This is a genomic window from Marinobacter salexigens, from assembly GCF_018860765.1.
Classification (GTDB): Bacteria; Pseudomonadota; Gammaproteobacteria; order Pseudomonadales; family Oleiphilaceae; genus Marinobacter; species Marinobacter salexigens_A.
Genome location: NZ_JAHKPV010000001.1, coordinates 555655 through 574210, shown reverse-complemented (window position 1 = coordinate 574210; position 18556 = coordinate 555655). Strand labels below are relative to the sequence as shown.

Genomic DNA, 18556 nt, shown 5'->3' with positions numbered 1-18556 from the left:
CTACTTTAAAAGCCGTATGCCTGCGAAATGGCCTCTTTTTCGCCAGACTCTACAAGCTTGCGATAGCCTTCCTTGAGCGCCTGAATAACCTCTGGGTCCGTTTCATTGTTAATTGCGAGGAACATAGGGGTCTCGCGGAAGACCAAAACCCGCTTGAGGTTGGTTACGTCTGCAGTATCTGCGGCTAGATAGGGGCCAGCCAAGCCATCCGCTACCCACAAGCTAATCTGGTCTTCTACCAGACGACGGGCGTTCAAACCGTTTTTGCTGATGGCCAACACCTTGAACCCTTCATCCGTTAGATAGTTCGTCATGATGTCGCCTTTATAGCCCCCGATTCGGTATTGACGGGCCTCTTCCAAGTTTTTGAGCTCAATAGACGACCCCGGCTTGGCGAAGAAGGTCCACTTGACAGAAGCCAAGGGACCAACCCATTCAAAGGCGGGCTCTCGTTCTGGCGTTTTGGACACGCAATAGATCGCATGATTAGGGTGTTGTCCGGCCCGGTTGAGACCATAACTGAGCTCTCTTAACTTGATGCTGTACTTTAGGTTGGTGTTAGCCAGCAGGGCTTTTAATATGTCAGTACACAGGCCGCTAATTTCTTCAGTCGAGTGAGCAAAAGGTTGGCCGTTGGTCGTCATATTATAAGGAGGGTATTGTTCGGTGTAGATCCGAAGCTCCTCAGTGGCCGTTGCAGCGCTAGCCGCCAACAATAGGCCGAGTAGTAACCCGATTTTTCTTTTCATGAAATCGTTCCAACTGTTTGATTAAGATGATTTGAGACTGAAATGTGAAAGATCGCGAGTGTAGCAATTGCGCGGTTAAGCGAGCAGTTCGTAGAAACCGGAACGAGGGCAAATTGCTATCCAATACTAAGGACTAAGGCTTATTTGTGAATTTATGAATATGCGCCCCAGGCGGCCCGCCACAGCGAATCTCGAAAACCCCCTGTACTACCTGCAAAACATGGAAACAGTCGTTGCTTGGGTGGCGAGCCATTACTCGGATCTGTTATTGAGGTCAGAGCAAGAGTTTTTGGACGAGTTCTTTGAGTTATCTCGTCCTGCCCGAGCACTGCTCACCCGGATGGTGATGCGCACGGGTGACTCGTTTCGTGCAGACAAATTGAATTACCCCGAGTTGGGAAGCCCGGAATCCGACGCACTGGAGGAGTTGATTACTCGCAGGTGGCTGAATGCTGATCCTCTGCTGACTCTGGATGACATTTTCCGTCTGTTCACTTTGGCTGAATTGCGCACTGCTTTTTCACCAGTGCTGGAGCAAGCTGGTCTAGCCAAAAATCTTCCTAAGGCACGGATGAAGGAAGTCTTGCAGGAATTCTGTACTGATGCCCGCGCACTGTCGGACTGGTTTGATGACGTTGCTTCCCCTGTGGTTCGGGTCAGCCACATGGCCCTCTTTGACCGCATCCGCCTTATGTTCTTCGGCAACTTACGCCAGAGTTGGTCGGATTTTGTGCTGGTGGAGTTGGGTCACCATCGCTATGAGCAAGTGGAGTTTACCCCTGAATCACGGGCGTTCTCTCAGCGCAGTGAGGTGGATAGTTACTTGGCCATGCACCACTGTCGCGAGAGTCTGGATGCAGGCGTGCCCGCTGCTGAGGTTTGGGCTGATATTCCCGCAGCCATGAACAACCCTTGGCTAACCAGTCGCCGTGATCGCTTACTGCTGGAGCTGGGGCGGCAGGCAGAACGTCAGGGAGATCGGGAACTGGCACTGCAAGCGCTGGAGGCCAGTGGTCATCGAGAGGCGAGATTAAAACAGCTGCGGCTACTAGAGCGATTGAAACGTTTTGAGGAAGCTTGGGCCATTGCCGCTCGGTGGGGAAATGAAGAACTAAGCGATGTCGAGGCTCAGGGCTTATCCCGAATTGTTAAGCGGCTGGCGAAAAAGGTAGGCGAGCCGGTTCCGCCCGCCATTGTGCATCCTGCTATCCGGGAGTTCACATTGAGCCTGTCACAAACCGGCGGCTCGGTGGAGGTGGTGGTTCGGGATCATCTTTCCACGCCGGAGGCACCGGTGCTCTATGTGGAAAACACGCTGATCAATGGCCTTTTCGGCTTGTTGTTCTGGCCCACAATATTCAAAGCGATTCCCGGTGCCTTTTTTCATCCTTTTCATACCGGCCCCGCAGACTTGGTGCGGGAGGATTTTGTAAGTCGTCGGCAAGCGTTATTTGATGAGTGCTTCGTTGCGCTAAAGAACGGCAGCTATCGCCAGAAAATTCTGGATACTTACGCCGCCAAACAGGGCATCACTAATCCTTTTGTTGTTTGGCCGGCGCTGAATGAAGAATTGCTGAATCTGGCACTGGATAGAATTCCTGCCGTAGATTTGCAGGTTATGTTTGAACGGATTTTGTTAAATATTCGCGAACATCGAAGCGGTTTCCCGGATCTTATTAGGTTTTCGGCACAAATCGACGAAGATAGGCCCGGTTATGAGATGATTGAAGTAAAAGGCCCGGGCGATCGACTGCAGGATCATCAAATCCGTTGGCTGCACTTCTTTGCCCGTAAGGGTATTGCCGCCAGCGTGTGCTATCTGCGCTGGCAAGACTGCGAGGCAAGAACATGAGGGTGGCGGTCCGAACCCTTTGCGAATTTGCTGCTCGGGAAGGTGATCTGGACTTTCGGTACACCCCGGCACCCAGTGCCGAAGAGGGCATTATTGGCCATCAAGCCATTCAGGGTAAGCGTGGGTACGGCTACAAAAGCGAGTACTCACTTTCCGGAGAGTGTATGGGGCTGGAGCTATACGGCCGGGCCGATGTGTATAACCCCCACTCCGGCCTGCTGGAGGAAATTAAAACCCACCGGGGCGACCTGTCGCGACTCCGGCTCCACCAACGGGCGTTGCACCGGGCCCAACTAAGAGCCTACGGTGCCCTGCTCTGTAAGCAGGAAAACCGTAAAAACCTGAAGCTGTCGCTGGTGTATTTCAATATCGGCAACAACCGGGAAACACCGGTGACTGAAACCGCCACTGCCAAGGAGTTATGGCAGGAGCTGGAAATCCTGTGCGGGCGTTATCGGCTATGGGCAGAGCAGGAAGCCCATCATCGGGAGCAACGGGATAGCCGCCTTGCGGGCCTGCGCTTTCCGTTTGAACAATTTCGTCCCCGGCAGCGGCAGCTTGCCGAAACGGTGTATAAAAACACCGTAAAAAGCGAAACCCTGCTGCTAGAAGCGCCCACAGGTCTGGGTAAAACTCTGGGCACCTTGTTCCCGGCGCTTATGGCCATGCCCGCCGCCAAACACGACCGGTTGGCGTACCTTACCTGCCGGAACACCGCAAGGCAGTTGGCGGTGGACGCAGTGGAGCGGTTGCGAGCTGCGCAGGAACAACCACACATCTGGCCCCTTCGCACTCTGGAGTTGGTGGCTAAGTCAGATGCCTGCGAACATACGGATAAAGCCTGCCATGGGGATTCCTGCCCGCTGGCCAAAGGCTTCTTTGATCGTTTGCCGGATGCCCGTGCCGAAGCTGCTCAGGCGGGCACAACGCTTACCCAGGAAGAGTTAGCAAAAATCGCTGCGGGCCACGATATCTGCCCCTACTTTCTGGCACAGGAAATGGCACGCTGGTGTGATGTGATCATCGGCGATGTGAATCGCATGTTTGATCAGTCTGCCCTACTCCATGGCCTCACCCGACAGAACAATTGGAAAACGGCCGTGCTCGTGGATGAAGCTCACAATCTGGTGGATCGCGGGCGGGGTATGTATTCGGTGCAACTGGATCAACAGCGGCTTCTTAACGTCCGAAAAACAGCACCCAAGGCTTTGAAGCAGCATTTCGATCGCACAGCCCGAGCTTGGCAGGGGGTTATTCGAGATCATTCCGAAAAAAGTAACACGCCGGCATTTCTCGCTGAGCTTCCCACTGCACTGACTGGGAGCCTGCAAGGGCTGGTATCCGGGTTGTCCGATTACCTTGCAGATAACCCGCCGGACCTAGCCTTGCAGGAAGTGCTGTTTGAATCTGTTGCTTTCATGAAGCTGGCGGACTCCTTTGGTGATCATTCCCTGTGTGAATTCCACCGCGAAGGCCGAGGTCGAGCGCGCCTGAGCATTCAGAATTTGGTACCGGCGGACTTTCTGCGCGACCGTTTTCAGGCCGCTGCCTCGGTTTTGCTATTTTCTGCCACGCTAAGTCCCGGTGTGTATTACCGAGATTTGCTGGGTTTGCCCCAGACCAGCCGTTTCATCTCTCTGCCCAGCCCCTTTAGCGCCGACCAGTTACAGGTGCAATTTACGCCAAAGATAAGTACCCGGCAGGCTCACCGCGAGACGTCGGTAGCGCCAATTTCCGAACTGATCGCGAACCAATATCGGAAGCGCCCCGGGCACTATCTGGCATTTTTTAGTAGCTTCAAGTATTTGAGTAAGGTGAGTGACACTCTGGCAAACCATGCGCCGGATGTGCTCCAACGTTCGCAACACTCGGGAATGAGCCAACAACAGCGGAAAGAGTTTTTGGCGGGATTTCGGGAAGAGGCAGGCAGTGTGGCCTTTGCGGTTCTTGGAGGCGTATTCAGTGAAGGCATCGACTTGCCGGGTAATCAGTTGATTGGCGCTTTTGTCGCCACTCTAGGTTTACCGCCGTTCGATGCCTGGCACGAGATTCTCAAACATCGGCTGCAGCAGCGGTTCGGGGCAGGATATGACTATACGTATTTGATTCCGGGTTTGCAGAAAGTGGCGCAAGCTGCCGGACGGGTTATTCGCACGCCGGAGGATCGTGGGGTGATCTGGCTTATAGACGACCGCTATATGCAGCCGCAGATTCGGGGGTTATTGCCTGAGTGGTGGTTTAAAACAGAGGCCGCCGAATAGAACGGTCTCTGTTTTGCGGCGTTCCGGATTAACCGAAGTGGAAGAACGCCATTTTGTTGCCGTCCTGATCTTTCAGGTAGGCACCGTAAAACTGGTCTGGGATACGCTGCCCGGGTTCACCATCACAGGTTGCACCCAACTCTATGGCTTTCTTGTAGTAAGCATCAACCGCCTCTTTCGAGCCCGGCCAGAATGCCAGCATATTGCCGTTGCCGGGGTGGTTAGGTTGCCCGTCGAAGGGTGTGCACACGGCTAAGGAGGGGCCTTTCATGCTTTCACCAATAAACGCAATGCGCCCCATATCCACAAGAAGCTTTGCACCCATATCGCTAAGAAGCTCAACGTAGAACTTCTTGGCTCTCTCCATATCGCTGACACCGATGGTGACGTACCCAATCATGCTTTGTTCTCCTTTATCGCGTTTTCTACGCGGTTAGCATTAAGCCGTTAATCTGTTTTCCCACCTGAAATTCTCTGCCCAACGCAGGGCTTCCGGCAGTGGCAAGGGTTTGCTGTAGAAAAAGCCCTGTCCCAAGTCGCAGCCAAGCTCAATTAATTTGCTTTCAACCTCCGCACTCTCAATGCCTTCTGCAACCAGCCGACGATTAAAGCTCTTCGACAGGCTAACGATAGCACTGACGATCATGCTGTCGTCTGTGTCTACCAGCATGTCCATGACGAACGAACGATCAATTTTGATTTCTTGTGCAGGCAGCCGCCGAAAATAATCCAGCGATGAATACCCGGTTCCGAAGTCATCCAGAGAGATATCCACACCCTGTTCACGACAGGCTTTCAGGTTTCTCAGAGCAGCTTCCGTGTCGTCCATCGCAGTGGTTTCCAGAATCTCCAGAATGAGGCGGGCACGCAATTCGTTTGGGCAATCTTCCAGCGCACTGGATAAATCGTTCTCGAACTCTTGGCTTAAGAAGTGGCAGGGGCTTAGATTGATACTCACCGTGTAAGGAAGATCCCGCTTGGAGAATTCCACAAGCTGTTTTACGGCTTCCCGAATCACAAAGTTGCCCAAGGTGCGCGCATACTCTGTGTACTCAATATGCTCTAGAAAGTGCGCAGGGCTGAGAACGCCTTCGCTTGGGTGGTTCCACCGGATAAGCGCTTCAAAACCGTTCACGCAGTGGTGTTGGAAGCAGATCTTGGGTTGATAGTACAACTCCATCTGCTGTTCGCGCAGGGCCGTGTCCATCTGCTCCAGAACCCGAACCCGTTCTTTGCGGGATGAATGTGATCGAAGGTCGAATACCTTGTAACAATTCTTACCGGTTTCTTTGGCCGCATACATGGCCTGATCCGCATGACGAAGGAGCAAATCGGAATCTGCGTCATCGTCTGGGAATACGGTAACGCCCATGCTGCCGGATACCTGTAGTACATGGTGCTGGAAATTAATGGGCTGCCGGATGGCGTCAAGAAGGCGTGCGTATACTCTTTCATCGCCTACATCTCGCAGAATAGCCACAAACTCGTCACCGCCCAAACGGGCTACGATATCGTGATTGCGCACAGTGGCTTGTAGCTTTGCAGCGACGGATTTCAGAACGGCATCACCTACGGCATGGCCGTGCTCATCGTTGATGCTCTTGAAACCATCCAGATCAATGAAGCACACAGACACCCGGCCATGTCTCTGGCCAGCTTCATACAGTTCCTGTTCGAACAGTTCAGTAAGTCGCTGGCGGTTGGGTAGGCCTGTCAGCGCGTCGTAATTGGCCGCCAGCTCAAGATCTTTCTTATGAGTTCCCTTTTCTGCATACAGGCGCTTGCGTTCAATAAGATGGCCGAGGGTTTGTGACAGAGGAGCCAACTCGTCTGCCAGTTTTTGGGTGTAGCCTTCAGGCCGGTTAGCCAGGCCAATCATCCCTAGATGGGCCTTACCGGAAAATACCGGGATACCTATGTAGGTTTTGATAACGGGGTGCCCGGCAGGCAGGCCACCGCGTCTTGGGTCCTGCGATAAATCGTTGGAGATAACGATCTCACCGGACACCATGGGTAACCCGAGAATATTGTCTAAACGATCAAAAACCATGCCCCGACGCTCCAAACCCTGATATAGGGCTTGAGTTTCCGCGTTCCATGCGATGTTGGTAATGGCTCCAACCTTGAGAAAGGGTGTGCCGTTACTCTTATGCAGCACTTCGCCAATAAGCCCGAACTGACTGCCCGTTAAGGTCAGCAGATCGTTGAGCATCTGGCTGAATGCAGAGCTTTCGTTGTCGCTTGTGAGGAACACATTCTGGGCGCTGTGGATAGCGCGATTAAGTTGGGATACGGGCACATACTTGCTTTTATCCGACTCGATATACGAGCGCTCCAACTCCTCCTCCACTATGCTTGCCAGCATACGGAGCACATCCAGATCTTTCTCTGAGAACTGTCGAGGCCTGTCGTCAATGATGCATAAGGTACCGATTTTGAAGCCGCTCGGTTCGCGCACCGGCACGCCAGCATAGAAGCGGATATTTGGGTCATCCAGTACGAGAGGGTTATTGCGAAAGCGCGGATCCTGAGAGGCATTTTCCACAATAAAAACATGATCCTGCCGTATGGCATGATCACAAAATGCTATCGAACGTGGCGTTTCGGTACCCTCAAGCCCCTGACGGGATTTGAACCACTGGCGGTCGAGATCCAGTACGGAGAACAAAGCGACTTTGACCCGGTAGTGCTGGCGAGCGATGCGGGTAAGACGCTCAAACCGTTCTTCTGGTGGTGTGTCGAGAATCCCGAGTCGAATTACCGCTGCGAGTCGTCTTTTCTCATTTTCCGTCTCACTCATTCGGAATCCTTGCAGAAACTAGCAGACGAAATATTAACAGATCGCGGTTTGATACTTTGTGACATTTGGTGAACCGGGCAAGTGTGTACATCGGCGTGTTCAATAGGCCAGCCAGAATCGAATTTCTTGATATAAGATAATAGCAGTGATGGGCCGCAGCGCTAGAGAATCTCTGATTAACTCCGAACAGCCTTGAGTCAAAAGAGCGGCTCAGGCAACAGCCCCATTGCCGAAGCAGTCGGGCTGCTGTTGGGTTCAGCGGCGTGCGGGTTTAGCCAGCCATTCATGGCCCTTGAGCATAACATGCCAATATAAAGCCGGTAGCTGCTTGGCCTTCAAATACCAGGCGGCTTTTGTGGCTTTGGTGCCATCGTTTATCCAACTTGGAAACGTGGGCTGCAGCGCTCCGTTGTAACCAAACTCCGCCAGTACGATACGGCCGTTTTCAACGGTTAGCGGGCAGGAGCCGTAACCCAGATAGGCAGCGTTCATGGGCTGACTACGCAGGTTTGCAAGCAGGTTTTCTGCAACAACCGGAGCCTGTTTGCGAACGGCGGCAGCTGTTTTCGCATTACCTGTACCGCTCACATCCCCCAAGCCGAATATATTGGAATGATGCTTATGTCGAAGGGTGTCGTCTTCCAAATCCAGCCAGCCGCTTTCATTGGCAAGCCGGGAATCCCGGATGAATTCCGGGGCACGTTGGGGTGGCACGGCGTGTAGCATATCAAAGCCGATTTCCCGGTCTACGGTGTTGCCGTTCGGGTCTGTTCGGCGGAAAGTCGCTTTGTGGGCCGGGCCATTCACGGCCACCAAAGTGCTCTGGTAATTGAGCTCAATACCGTACTTCTCGATGTAGCTCTCAAGCGCAGGAACGTAATCGGGAACGCCAAACAGCACAGCGCCTGCGTTGTGGAACTGAATGTCTATATTATTCAGGACGCTGTTCCGGAGCCAGTAATCCGAAGACAGATACATGGCTTTCTGGGGTGCCCCTGCACACTTAATCGGCATAGGTGGCTGGCTAAACAGAGCGCGGCCGCTTTTCAGGTTTTGCACGGTTGCCCATGTGTAGCTGGCCATACCTTCCTGATAGTTTGAGGAGACACCGTTTGAGCCCAATGACTCTTTCAAACCGTCAATGCCGCTCCAGTTCAATTCCAGCCCGGGAGCTAGAACAAGAGCTTGGTAGCCGATTTTTGACCCATCTGCCAGCACTACCTGATTGTTCTCTTCGTCGATAGAGGACACGGATTGTTTGTACCAGACGGCGAAGCCGGGCATAACGGCAGCCATAGGTTTGGACGTTGATTCCGGCTTGAATATACCTCCGCCGACCATAGTCCATCCCGGTTGGTAGTGATGTGTTTGGGACGGTTCGATAATGGCAATGTCTAGGCTGCTGTCTCTTTTGTGAAGGCTGGATGCTACGGAAATACCCGCCGCTCCGCCTCCGACAATAACCACAGTGTGCTGCTTTTCTTTGCCTGCTTCTGCAGTGGCGTTATTCATACCTCAAAACCTCTTGTCATTATTTGAAAGCTCGGCTCTCTCTTGAGATGTGTCAAATACTACCAAACTATATGTTCTATGGTTATATTGATTGGGAATATAAAGCGACTGCTCATTCAGCGATATGGATAAACTGCATTTGGTGGGAGTTAATCAACAGCGAGGGTGACTTTGTCACTGACCCCGTCTGGGTGAGCACCTACTCTGTGGCTATACCGACCATAAAATCGATAAAGGAGCACGTACTAATGATGAAATCACTCAAAGCACTTGTTGCAGCGGCCGTGGTTGCTGTTGCCCCTATCAGCGCTCAGGCAGGAGATCAGAAAATGGTTGAGGAAGTACTGGTGATTCTTTCAAGCGAGTCCCTGCAAACTCAAGGCATGGCGATGGTGCTTTCTAACACCATGGCGCAACAGGGTACCAAGGTGAACGTACTCTTGTGTGACAAAGCCGGTGATCTGGCTCTAAAAAACTATGAAGCTCCGGCGTTAAAGCCGAAAGATGTAACCCCCGGTCAGATGCTGCGTGGTTTGCTGAAGCAAGGCGGAGTTGCCAACGTGTGTGCCCTGTATCTGCCTAACAGCGATTACAGCAAGAGTGACCTGATTGATGGTGTAGGTGTTGCTACGCCACCTGAAATGGCCGGCCAGATGCTGAACCCGGCCATGCGTACCTTTACCTTCTAAGCTCTTTTTAGCTTTTGGTAAGACGAAAAAGCCGACCCTGTTCAATGCAAGGGTCGGCTTTTTTTGGCTGCTTAGTCAGCGGATAGTCAGTTCGTCAGGGCTTTTTCGCTGGCTCGTCTAACTCCTCATAGCCAGTCACCATAGGTTTGATATGGCTGGTGAGAGTGTGCCCCATCGTAGTCATGTACACATGAGCAATAATGAATACCAGCATGGCAAAAGCTGCAGCGGTGTGAACCAGTGCTACGGTTTCAAGGTTGAGTGCTCCTGCCAGCACAGCGGGCCAATCGTTGTAAAAAAGATACAACAGGCCACTGACCCAGATGATGGGTGAGATCACCAGTTTGAAGAACAGATATGCCAATCGTTGCAGCGGATTGTGTTTGGCCTTGCTGGTTTTTCGGTATGGATGCTCGGCACCGGTAAAGGTGCCAATCAGATAGTAGTGAATCACTGCAAACAAACCATCGCGGGTGGGCACATACTGACGCCATTCACCGGTGGTGATGTGCCAGAAAATGGCAAACAACCAAAGCACGATCAGAGACCAGGCGGCAATGGTGTGCAACTGAGTGGCGTCACCGAAGTGCAGCAACGAATAGCTGCCGTGGATTTCAAAGCCGGTGATCAGCAGACTGAAAATCAGCAAAGCCTGAAACCAGTGCCAGAAGCGCTCAAACCGTTTGAAGATCATTACCCGGCTCATGACTGCTTCCTCCTTCTGAATACCACGCGGGCAAGGGCGTGTATCACAACCCCGGCAAGGGTCAATGCCACTACCAGCCACCCGATGCGATCAAGCCAGGGGTTGCTGTTATGGCCCGGCATGTAGATGCCACCAATGCCCGCCAGACGGCTTTCCGCGCTATGGCAGGAGCCACAACGCAGGGCCTGATCGGCGGGCGGTACCATATGGGTAATAGGCCAGTACATTCTGGTTTCGATAAAATCGAACTCACCACTGAACGGCATACCTGACTCTTCACTGGCAAACTTCAAGGCTTTGGGCCAGTCGTAGTTGCTCCACAGCGAGGAATCATCAGCGCCGAATACATGCGTGGCCAACAGCGTTTTGCGTTCGGTATCGAAAGGCTGTTTACCGCGCATTAACTTGAACGGCCAAATGCGAGAGCCCGGGTCGTTTGGCTCGCCATCCAGCCGGTTGATCTCCAACGGTGGGTTATCAATATCGAATTGTTCATCCACCATGGTGTATTCAACGGTGCCATCGAACCATGCGTAGTGAGGCACCACATTCTCACCGTGGCGGAAATCGCCCTTCTCGCTCAGGTAGCTTACATGGCCGGCTTCGTCGTAGGTGGTGATCGGCTCGCCGTTCTCGTCCAGCTTGCCGGCGGTGGACCAGTCCCACCACATCTTGGTAGGCACGCCACCTCGCGCAAAAGCGGGTACGTGACATGTCTGGCACGCCAGTTTGTCTACGTGATGGTTCAGCTTTTCTTTTTTATGGGGCTCGGCTCCGTGGCAGGATTCGCAGCTTGCACGGCTGAGATCCGTGTGGCCGGGAATATCTATGCCCAGAGTATCCTTGGCGTTTACCTGATAGCGGCTGCCAGACACACTGTGGCCCCAAGTTGAGTGGCAGTCAGAACAACTGAAGTTGGCACCATCCGGAGACATGTGTACATCCAGAGAGCGGTCAGGGGATACCAGGGAAGAATCGAGATCGCCGTGTTTTACACCGTCGCCACCGCCGCCGTAGAAGTGGCAGCTGCCGCAGTTAGCCCGGCCGGACGCACCCACGTTCTGCGCGATGTTGGGTAGGTCGGGTGGTTGGACCATCTTGCCGCTGCCCTTGGGCCACTCCCGGGGAACATAAGTGGGGTCGCCCGCCAGAGTCGGGAACTTCCAGTAATCGCCGGTGGTGTCGTGGCACACCAGACAATCCACAGCGGAATCGGCTTCTGGCGGTGGCTGCTTCATGTCCTTCCAGCCATAGCCTACGTGGCAAGAGGTGCACCTAGGCTCGTTGGTAACCGCCATACCGCAAAAGCTGTTGATAACCTTGTTTTTGCCAAGAGTCTGGCCGGTTTCCTGGTGCTCATAAAGCCAGGTCCAGTGTGTGGTAGCCTTGATTTGCGTGGCCGCCTCAGTGTGGCATTTCAGACAGGCTGCGGTTACCTCGCTGGCAGATTCAAACGGTCCTTTGAGGGCTTTGAACTTGCTGTGGTCGGCCGTGGCCGGGCTGCGCTCAACGGCTGCCACGCCAGAGGTGCTTGCAAACATCAGCAGGGCGGCCAGAGCAGTCACCACCAGATATTTTCCCGGGTGAGTCTTGGTCAGCTTGGCCATGACGTCCTCCATTTTTTATCAGATTAAGGAACCGCCCGTGCCCTGCCAGTATAGCTCGTGTCAGGGCTGGTATATTTTTTCCGGATTAAGCTTCATGGACCAGGGCAGGCCTTCGTTCTGCCAGCCGTTTACAATCCTCATCCCGGCTTTTTTGCCTTCCTTAGCACCACTACCCTGAAAGCCGTGATCAATGTATTTCACGTTGGTGAAGCCATGCTCCAGCAGATAGTCGGCGCTGGGCTTACCACGGCTGGAACCGGAGCGACACATGGTAATAATCAGTGCATCCTTGCCGAGCCCTTTGTCTTTTAGGGCCTGCTCAACGCTGGCCGCAAAATCTGGGTTGGTGTCCATGGCAAACCGGCCTTTGTCCGCAAGAAACTTATTGCGATCGGCGAGTTTGAAAGGAATGTTTTTGTCCACGACATCGGTGTAACCGATAAACATGATTTCTACCGGGTCCCGTACATCAACGAACAGAACCTGATCGCCCTGATTCTGAACTATGTCATAGGTTTCTTGCGGGGTTAGGGATAGAGCTTCGTTCGCCAAAGCATGAAAGCTCAGCCCGAAAGTTATAAGAAGTGCAGTCAGTAACGGCCTCATTGCGCTTTCTCCTGAATAGGATAATGGTCAGCTTTAACCATACGCCTGAAACGCGGGAAGTATCAACATTATGAATAAGCTTATAACCATACTGTTGACCGGCGTCAAACTATTGGCGGTGTAGCTGTTAAGCTTAGACCCATGTTAAGAATAAGTCATTCAGTTGTCGAACCGGCTCTTGCTGCATGACATTTGAGTCTTTGCTCTTACTATCTTGCACACCTTTGATACGTGTCAGTCATCGGGACGAGCCCGGTGATATACTAATGTTTAGCTTGGTATGGGTACACAAACCCACAACTGCACCGGGGAAGATGAATGTCCAGCTCAAACTCAAGACCCTATATGAAACTACTGGTTGCCTTGGCCCTGATTGCACTGCTTGCGATAGTAGGCTGGCAGTTTCTACCTGATGACGATGAGTTACCCGAGTATGTTGCTTCAGGCAATGGCCGTATCGAGGCGACTCAAGTGGACGTTGCTACTCGGGTTCCGGGTCGGTTGGAGAGTGTTTTTGTGGCCGAAGGGGATCTGATTGAGGTGGGCACACCGGTAGCCGCTATGGATACGGATGAACTGGATGCCAGCCTAGCGGCTGCCGAGGCCAATCTGAGTCAGGCAATCGAGGGCAAACGTTTGGCAGAAGCCGTTGTAAAACAACGGGAGAGCGAAAAGCGTTTGGCCCGCGCCGAACTGGGCCGGTTTGAAGCCCTGATAGAAAAAGGCCATGTTTCCCGCGAACAGCTTGATCAGGCCAGCACCGTGGCAGAAACGGCCGATGCTGCACTGCAGGCCTCGCGCGTTCAGATTGCTTCGGCACAAGCCGGCATTGAAGCTGCGCAGGCCAGTATTCGCAAGATCGAAAGCACCATTGATGACAGCCATCTGGAAAGCCCGATTGGCGGACGTGTGCTTTATAGGCTTGCGGAACCCGGAGAAGTACTGGCTGCCGGCGGTAAAGTGGCCACCATACTGGATGTTACCGACGTCTATATGACGGTGTTCTTGCCCACGGCTCAGGCCGGCAAAGTCCGGGTTGGATCTGAAGCACGTATTATTCTGGATGCCCTGCCCGATTTCGTAGTGCCGGCGGAAGTGAGTTTTGTCGCGGCCGAAGCCCAGTTCACGCCCAAGGCTGTGGAAACCCGCAGTGAGCGGGAAAAACTCATGTTCAGAGTACGCATTCGCATTGATGCGGAACTGTTGAAAGCCTATCGCGACAGGGTAAAAACCGGTGTTCCCGGTGACGCCTATGTGCGCCTAGATGAAAGTAAACCCTGGCCAGAAAACCTGCTGGTGACTTTGCCCAATGGCTGAGATGCAGAACACGGGTATGGAGGCTGAGGCGGGCGTAGCTCGGCTTGAGGCCCTCAGCCACTTTTATGGCACTCGCGTGGCGTTACAAGACATCAACCTGAAGGTTCCAGCGGGTTGCATGGTCGGGTTAATTGGCCCGGATGGTGTGGGTAAATCCACACTTCTGGGACTGGTGGCTGGCGCCCGAAAACTGCAGCAGGGTAAGTTACAGGTGCTGGGTGGCGATATGGCCAGTTCCCGGTTTCGAAAAGAGGTTTCACCGCGCATTGCCTATATGCCCCAAGGCCTTGGCGGCAATCTGTACCATACGCTCACCGTCGACGAGAACATCGGTTTTTTTGCCGATCTGTTTGGCCTGACCGGTACGGCCCGAACCGAGCAGGTTGACCGCTTGCTGGATGCCACCGGGTTGCTGGATTTCCGCGACCGGCCTGCGGGTAAGCTTTCCGGAGGCATGAAGCAGAAGCTGGGCTTGTGTTGTGCACTTATCCACAACCCGGAGCTGCTTATTCTTGATGAGCCGACCACCGGAGTGGATCCACTTTCACGCCAGCGCTTCTGGGATCTGATTGACACGATTCGCCGGCAACAGCCATCCATGAGCGTGCTGGTAGCCACGGCCTATATGGAAGAAGCCGAGCGCTACGACTGGCTGGTTGCGATGGATGCAGGCTCCATTCTGGCGACGGGGTCCCCTGCGGAGTTGAAACAGAAAACAGGTACGGAAACCCTGGATGATGCGTTTATTGCCCTGTTGCCAGAGGATCGTCAGGAATTTGTATCCGGAGGTGAAGACTACGCCCCTTCGACAAAAGGTGATGCCTCTTCGGACGATGCACCGGCCATAGAGGCTCACAATCTTACCCTGCGTTTTGGCGACTTTACGGCGGTGAAAAACGTCAGCTTTACCATCCCGAAAGGCGAGATATTCGGGTTTCTGGGCTCCAACGGTTGTGGCAAGACCACCACCATGAAAATGCTCACAGGCCTGCTGACGCCCTCGGAGGGCGAGGTTTCCCTGTTCGGCTCACCACTGGACGCCAGAGACCTGGCTACCCGCCAGCGCGTTGGTTATATGTCCCAGTCGTTCTCGCTCTATAGCGAGTTGACCGTGCGCCAGAACTTGGAGTTACACGCCCGTCTGTTTCACCTGCCGGCAGACACTATTGAACCCAGAGTGACTGAGCTCACTGAGCAATTTGGCCTTGCCGAGGTAATGGAGCAGTTCGCCGGTGACCTGCCTCTTGGGGTGCGCCAGCGTTTGTCTCTGGCTGTGGCAGTAGTACATTCACCGGAAGTGCTGATTCTTGATGAGCCTACCTCTGGCGTGGACCCGGGCGCTCGTAACCGCTTTTGGGCGCTGTTGTTGAAATTGTCCAGGGAAGATGGCGTAACCATTTTTATCTCCACTCACTTCATGAACGAAGGTGAGCGTTGCGACCGGATTTCCCTGATGCATGCTGGCGAAGTCCTGGCCTGTGATACGCCAGCGGCACTGGTCCGTGACGCCGGGGCTGACAGCCTTGAAGCTGCATTCATGAAGACCCTTGAGGCTGTGGATAAAGAGCCGGAGAGCCGTGGTGATGGCAAGGTTCTCAGTGCGGATAGTGCATCGCCACAGCGTGACAGGGCCTTCAGCCCGAGGCGACTTCTGGCCTATGCCCGCCGTGAATCCCGGGAACTGCTACGCGACCCTATCCGCATGGCGTTTGCCTTTGTTGGCTCAGCACTGCTCATGATGATTCTGGGCTACGGCATTACCCTAGACGTGGAAGACCTCTCGTTCGCAGTACTGGACCAGGATCAAAGCCCGGAGAGCCAGGATTACATCACGGCGGTTTCAGGCTCCCGGTATTTTGTGGAGCAACCGCCGGTTTCGACCATGGAAGAGCTGGAACAACGCATGGTATCCGGCGAGCTCAGCCTGGCGCTCTCATTCCCGCCCGGCTTTGGCAAGGACCTCAAACGGGGTCGGCCCACAGAGATAGCCGTGTGGGTAGATGGCGCCATGCCATTTCGCGGCGAGACCATTCTCGGCTACATTCAGGGCCTGCATTTAAGCTATTTTCAGGACCTGATTCTGCGTACTTATGGCACTGTGCCTAATTTGAGCCTGGTCTCCATAAAAACCCGCTACCGGTATAATCAGGAGTTCCGAAGCCTGGATGCCATGGTGCCCGCGGTTATCCCCATTCTGTTGATCTTTATTCCGGCGATTCTCATGGCGCTGGGCATTGTTCGGGAGAAAGAGCTGGGCTCCATCACCAACCTTTACGTAACCCCGGTAACCCGGCTGGAATTTCTATTGGGCAAGCAACTGCCCTACATCGGGTTCAGCATGGTGAGCTATGTGAGCCTGGTGTTGCTGGCCATATATCTGTTTGATGTGCCCATCAAAGGCGGTGTGCTTACCTTGACCCTCGGCGCCCTGCTCTTTGTTACAGCGACAACGGGCCTAGGCCAGGTAATCTCGGCTTTTGCGTCTACACAGATTGCTGCGCTGGCGGCCACTGCCATTATTACCATCTTGCCAACGGTACAGTTCTCCGGTGTCACCGAACCCGTATCCGCATTGGAAGGCATTGCGTCAATGATTGGCCAGTTTTGGCCTGCCACCTGGTTCCTGGAGATCTCCCGGGGCGTGTTTACCAAGGGGCTGACCTTTGGCGATCTGCAACATGCCTTCCTGATCCTGGCGGCATTTATTCCTGTACTCACGTTTTTGTCCGTGGCCTTACTCCGGAAACAGGGGCGCTGATGATGGAATCTCTTGGAACTATCTGGAACCTTGGTGTTAAAGAGCTGCGCAGCGTGTGGCATGACAAGGTTCTGCTGATCTTCGTGTTGCTGGCTTTCACGTTGATTATCTATACCGCTGGCTCTGCCGGCTCCATGGAACTGCACAATGCCCCTGTGGCGGTGGTGGATGAAGACCAGACCGCGCTTTCCGGCCATGTTATCGACTCGCTGCAACAGCCCTGGTTTCTGAAACCGGATCTGGTCCGTTTTGATCAGGTTGATGAACTGCTGGATCAGGGCACTCATACCTTCGCCCTGATCATTCCGGACGGTTTTGAGCGGGACGTACGCAGTGGAAAAGTCTCCAGCCTGCAACTGGATATCGATGCCACACGAATGACGCAGGCGTTTATAGGCTCCAGCTACATAGAACAGATCATTACCACGGAGGTGGCGGAATACCTGGAAACAGGAAGCTCCTCAAGCTCGCTGCCGGTAGAGCTGGTGACCCGGGTCAGTTTTAATCCCAATCTGGATGGCACCTGGTTTGGCGGCGTTATGGAACTGATCACCCAGATAACTCTGATCAGTATTATCCTGACCGGCGCTGCACTGATCCGTGAGCGCGAACATGGCACGGTAGAGCACCTTATGGTGATGCCCGTGAGGCCCTTCGAGATTATGGCTGCCAAGGTATGGGCGAACGGCCTGGTGGTTATGCTGGCGGCCACCCTTTCCATCACTCTGGTGATTCAGGAGTTCCTTGCAGTACCCGTGCGGGGCTCGGTTGTGCTGTTCCTGACGGGTGCGCTGATTCACCTGTTCTCCACCACCGCAATCGGTATTCTGATTGGTACCGTGGCCCGGACCATGCCGCAGTTTGGTCTGTTACTGATTCTGACCATCCTGCCCCTGCAAATGCTCTCCGGTGGCATTACACCAAGGGAAAGCATGCCGGAACTGGTGCAAACGATTATGCTGGCTGCTCCGACGACCCACTTCGTAAGCATGGCTCAGGCCATTCTGTATCGGGGTGCAGGGCTGGACGTGGTCTGGCCGCAAATGCTGGCACTAATAGGTATCGGCGTAGTGTTCTTCAGCACATCGCTGGCTTTGTTCCGCCGACACCTGGCCGTTTAACAGGCCGCAACGACCGAGATTTCTACCAGCAACTCCGGGGACGCCATCTGGGCTTGCACACAGGCCCGTGCTGGCGCTTCCCCTTCGGGCACCCAGTTATCCCACACCTCATTCAGAGCTTTGAAGTCGGCCATATCCGCAAGGTAAATCGTCGCGGACAGAATCTTGCTCCGGCTGGAACCAATGCTCTGGAGAAGCTCATCCACTTTTTCCAGCATGCCGGTTACCTGAGTGTGAATATCGCCGTCCCTGTCCTTGGCAACCTGCCCGCACAGGTAAGCCGTGCCATTGTGTTTTACGATTTTGCTCATGCGGTTGTTGGTTGAAATGCGTTCTATAGCCATGGGTAGTGCCTCGATGAATGTGGAATGAAATTGTTGTTAGTAGCAACTCATTGAGTTCTAGAATACCGGGTATGTGTGCAAAAGGTGCACCCAGCCAAAAACGAAAAAGGGCCCATCCGAAGATGAGCCCTAAGTCGTTGAAAAAATGGTCGGCGTGGCAGGATTCGAACCTGCGACCCCTTCGTCCCGAACGAAGTGCGCTACCAAGCTGCGCCACACGCCGATTAACCGCGG

Annotated in this window: 14 protein-coding genes and 1 tRNA gene; 6 read left to right on the top strand and 9 right to left on the bottom strand. The window is 53.8% G+C overall.

Annotation, left to right across the window (positions count from 1 at the left end):
• Positions 1–5: 5 nt before the first annotated feature.
• Positions 6–749 carry a substrate-binding periplasmic protein gene (locus KO508_RS02635; RefSeq protein ID WP_216006775.1) on the bottom strand — a complete coding sequence of 248 codons (744 nt, stop codon included), beginning with the start codon at positions 747–749 and terminating at the stop codon, positions 6–8.
• 160 nt (positions 750–909) lie between these two features.
• Between KO508_RS02635 and KO508_RS02630 the strand changes: the two genes are divergently transcribed.
• Together KO508_RS02630 and KO508_RS02625 are read left to right on the top strand one after the other, a co-directional pair.
• Positions 910–2601, top strand: a complete 1692-nt coding sequence (locus tag KO508_RS02630; protein WP_216007304.1) for a VRR-NUC domain-containing protein — start codon at positions 910–912, stop codon at positions 2599–2601.
• The gene (locus tag KO508_RS02625) at positions 2598–4862 is read left to right on the top strand and encodes an ATP-dependent DNA helicase (protein WP_216006774.1); all 2265 of its coding nucleotides are present in this window, start codon (positions 2598–2600) and stop codon (positions 4860–4862) included. Before KO508_RS02630 ends, KO508_RS02625 begins: the two co-directional genes overlap by 4 nt.
• 28 nt (positions 4863–4890) lie before the next feature.
• Here KO508_RS02625 and KO508_RS02620 read toward each other — a convergent pair whose 3' ends face one another.
• The 3 genes from KO508_RS02620 to KO508_RS02610 all read right to left on the bottom strand — a co-directional run bounded on the left by KO508_RS02620 (position 4891) and on the right by KO508_RS02610 (position 9174).
• Positions 4891–5262: a VOC family protein gene (locus KO508_RS02620; protein ID WP_216006773.1), complete on the bottom strand. Its 372-nt coding sequence runs from the start codon at positions 5260–5262 to the stop codon at positions 4891–4893.
• A gap of 39 nt (positions 5263–5301) precedes the next feature.
• Entirely contained in the window at positions 5302–7662 is a 2361-nt protein-coding gene (locus tag KO508_RS02615) for a sensor domain-containing phosphodiesterase (protein WP_216006772.1), read from the bottom strand.
• Positions 7663–7917: 255 nt separating this feature from the next.
• A complete protein-coding gene (locus KO508_RS02610; protein WP_216006771.1) occupies positions 7918–9174 on the bottom strand; it encodes an NAD(P)/FAD-dependent oxidoreductase in 1257 nt (418 codons plus the stop codon).
• 248 nt (positions 9175–9422) lie between these two features.
• Here KO508_RS02610 and KO508_RS02605 point away from each other — a divergent pair, with 248 nt between their 5' ends.
• Complete coding sequence (locus KO508_RS02605) at positions 9423–9863, top strand: hypothetical protein (protein ID WP_216006770.1); 441 nt, start codon at positions 9423–9425, stop codon at positions 9861–9863.
• 94 nt (positions 9864–9957) lie between these two features.
• Here KO508_RS02605 and KO508_RS02600 read toward each other — a convergent pair whose 3' ends face one another.
• The 3 genes from KO508_RS02600 to KO508_RS02590 are packed head-to-tail and all read right to left on the bottom strand — an operon-like array spanning position 9958 to position 12782.
• A complete protein-coding gene (locus tag KO508_RS02600; RefSeq protein WP_216006769.1) occupies positions 9958–10569 on the bottom strand; it encodes a cytochrome b/b6 domain-containing protein in 612 nt (203 codons plus the stop codon).
• Positions 10566–12176, bottom strand: a complete 1611-nt coding sequence (locus KO508_RS02595) for a tetrathionate reductase family octaheme c-type cytochrome (protein ID WP_216006768.1) — start codon at positions 12174–12176, stop codon at positions 10566–10568. Before KO508_RS02595 ends, KO508_RS02600 begins: the two co-directional genes overlap by 4 nt.
• 60 nt (positions 12177–12236) lie before the next feature.
• Positions 12237–12782: a rhodanese-like domain-containing protein gene (locus KO508_RS02590; RefSeq protein WP_216006767.1), complete on the bottom strand. Its 546-nt coding sequence runs from the start codon at positions 12780–12782 to the stop codon at positions 12237–12239.
• A 345-nt stretch (positions 12783–13127) separates the two neighbouring features.
• On the opposite strand from KO508_RS02590, the gene KO508_RS02585 reads away from it, so the two are divergent.
• From KO508_RS02585 to KO508_RS02575, 3 genes are read left to right on the top strand one after another with little or no spacing between them, the layout of a single operon-like run.
• Complete coding sequence (locus KO508_RS02585; protein WP_252737775.1) at positions 13128–14099, top strand: HlyD family secretion protein; 972 nt, start codon at positions 13128–13130, stop codon at positions 14097–14099.
• Entirely contained in the window at positions 14092–16857 is a 2766-nt protein-coding gene (rbbA, locus tag KO508_RS02580; RefSeq protein ID WP_436836603.1) for a ribosome-associated ATPase/putative transporter RbbA, read from the top strand. The genes KO508_RS02585 and rbbA overlap by 8 nt, the downstream gene beginning before the upstream one ends.
• Positions 16858–16859: 2 nt before the next feature.
• The gene (locus tag KO508_RS02575; protein ID WP_216007302.1) at positions 16860–17978 is read left to right on the top strand and encodes an ABC transporter permease; all 1119 of its coding nucleotides are present in this window, start codon (positions 16860–16862) and stop codon (positions 17976–17978) included.
• On the opposite strand, the gene KO508_RS02570 is transcribed toward KO508_RS02575, so the two are convergent.
• Positions 17975–18322: a RidA family protein gene (locus KO508_RS02570; protein WP_216006765.1), complete on the bottom strand. Its 348-nt coding sequence runs from the start codon at positions 18320–18322 to the stop codon at positions 17975–17977. The two genes, KO508_RS02575 and KO508_RS02570, sit on opposite strands and share 4 nt — an antisense overlap.
• Before the next feature lie 146 nt (positions 18323–18468).
• Positions 18469–18545, bottom strand: a tRNA-Pro gene (locus tag KO508_RS02565).
• Between the last annotated feature and the right edge of the window lie 11 nt (positions 18546–18556).

What these genes read in the sequence shown, in the direction of transcription:
- rbbA (WP_436836603.1), top strand. Translation starts at nt 14,092, where the DNA reads ATGGCTGAGATGCAGAACACGGGTATGGAGGCTGAGGCGGGCGTAGCT.
- KO508_RS02600 (WP_216006769.1), bottom strand. Translation starts at nt 10,569, where the DNA reads ATGAGCCGGGTAATGATCTTCAAACGGTTTGAGCGCTTCTGGCACTGG.
- KO508_RS02610 (WP_216006771.1), bottom strand. Translation starts at nt 9,174, where the DNA reads ATGAATAACGCCACTGCAGAAGCAGGCAAAGAAAAGCAGCACACTGTG.
- KO508_RS02590 (WP_216006767.1), bottom strand. Translation starts at nt 12,782, where the DNA reads ATGAGGCCGTTACTGACTGCACTTCTTATAACTTTCGGGCTGAGCTTT.
- KO508_RS02615 (WP_216006772.1), bottom strand. Translation starts at nt 7,662, where the DNA reads ATGAGTGAGACGGAAAATGAGAAAAGACGACTCGCAGCGGTAATTCGA.
- KO508_RS02605 (WP_216006770.1), top strand. Translation starts at nt 9,423, where the DNA reads ATGATGAAATCACTCAAAGCACTTGTTGCAGCGGCCGTGGTTGCTGTT.
- KO508_RS02635 (WP_216006775.1), bottom strand. Translation starts at nt 749, where the DNA reads ATGAAAAGAAAAATCGGGTTACTACTCGGCCTATTGTTGGCGGCTAGC.
- KO508_RS02585 (WP_252737775.1), top strand. Translation starts at nt 13,128, where the DNA reads ATGAAACTACTGGTTGCCTTGGCCCTGATTGCACTGCTTGCGATAGTA.
- KO508_RS02595 (WP_216006768.1), bottom strand. Translation starts at nt 12,176, where the DNA reads ATGGCCAAGCTGACCAAGACTCACCCGGGAAAATATCTGGTGGTGACT.
- KO508_RS02575 (WP_216007302.1), top strand. Translation starts at nt 16,860, where the DNA reads ATGGAATCTCTTGGAACTATCTGGAACCTTGGTGTTAAAGAGCTGCGC.
- KO508_RS02570 (WP_216006765.1), bottom strand. Translation starts at nt 18,322, where the DNA reads ATGGCTATAGAACGCATTTCAACCAACAACCGCATGAGCAAAATCGTA.
- KO508_RS02620 (WP_216006773.1), bottom strand. Translation starts at nt 5,262, where the DNA reads ATGATTGGGTACGTCACCATCGGTGTCAGCGATATGGAGAGAGCCAAG.
- KO508_RS02625 (WP_216006774.1), top strand. Translation starts at nt 2,598, where the DNA reads ATGAGGGTGGCGGTCCGAACCCTTTGCGAATTTGCTGCTCGGGAAGGT.
- KO508_RS02630 (WP_216007304.1), top strand. Translation starts at nt 910, where the DNA reads ATGCGCCCCAGGCGGCCCGCCACAGCGAATCTCGAAAACCCCCTGTAC.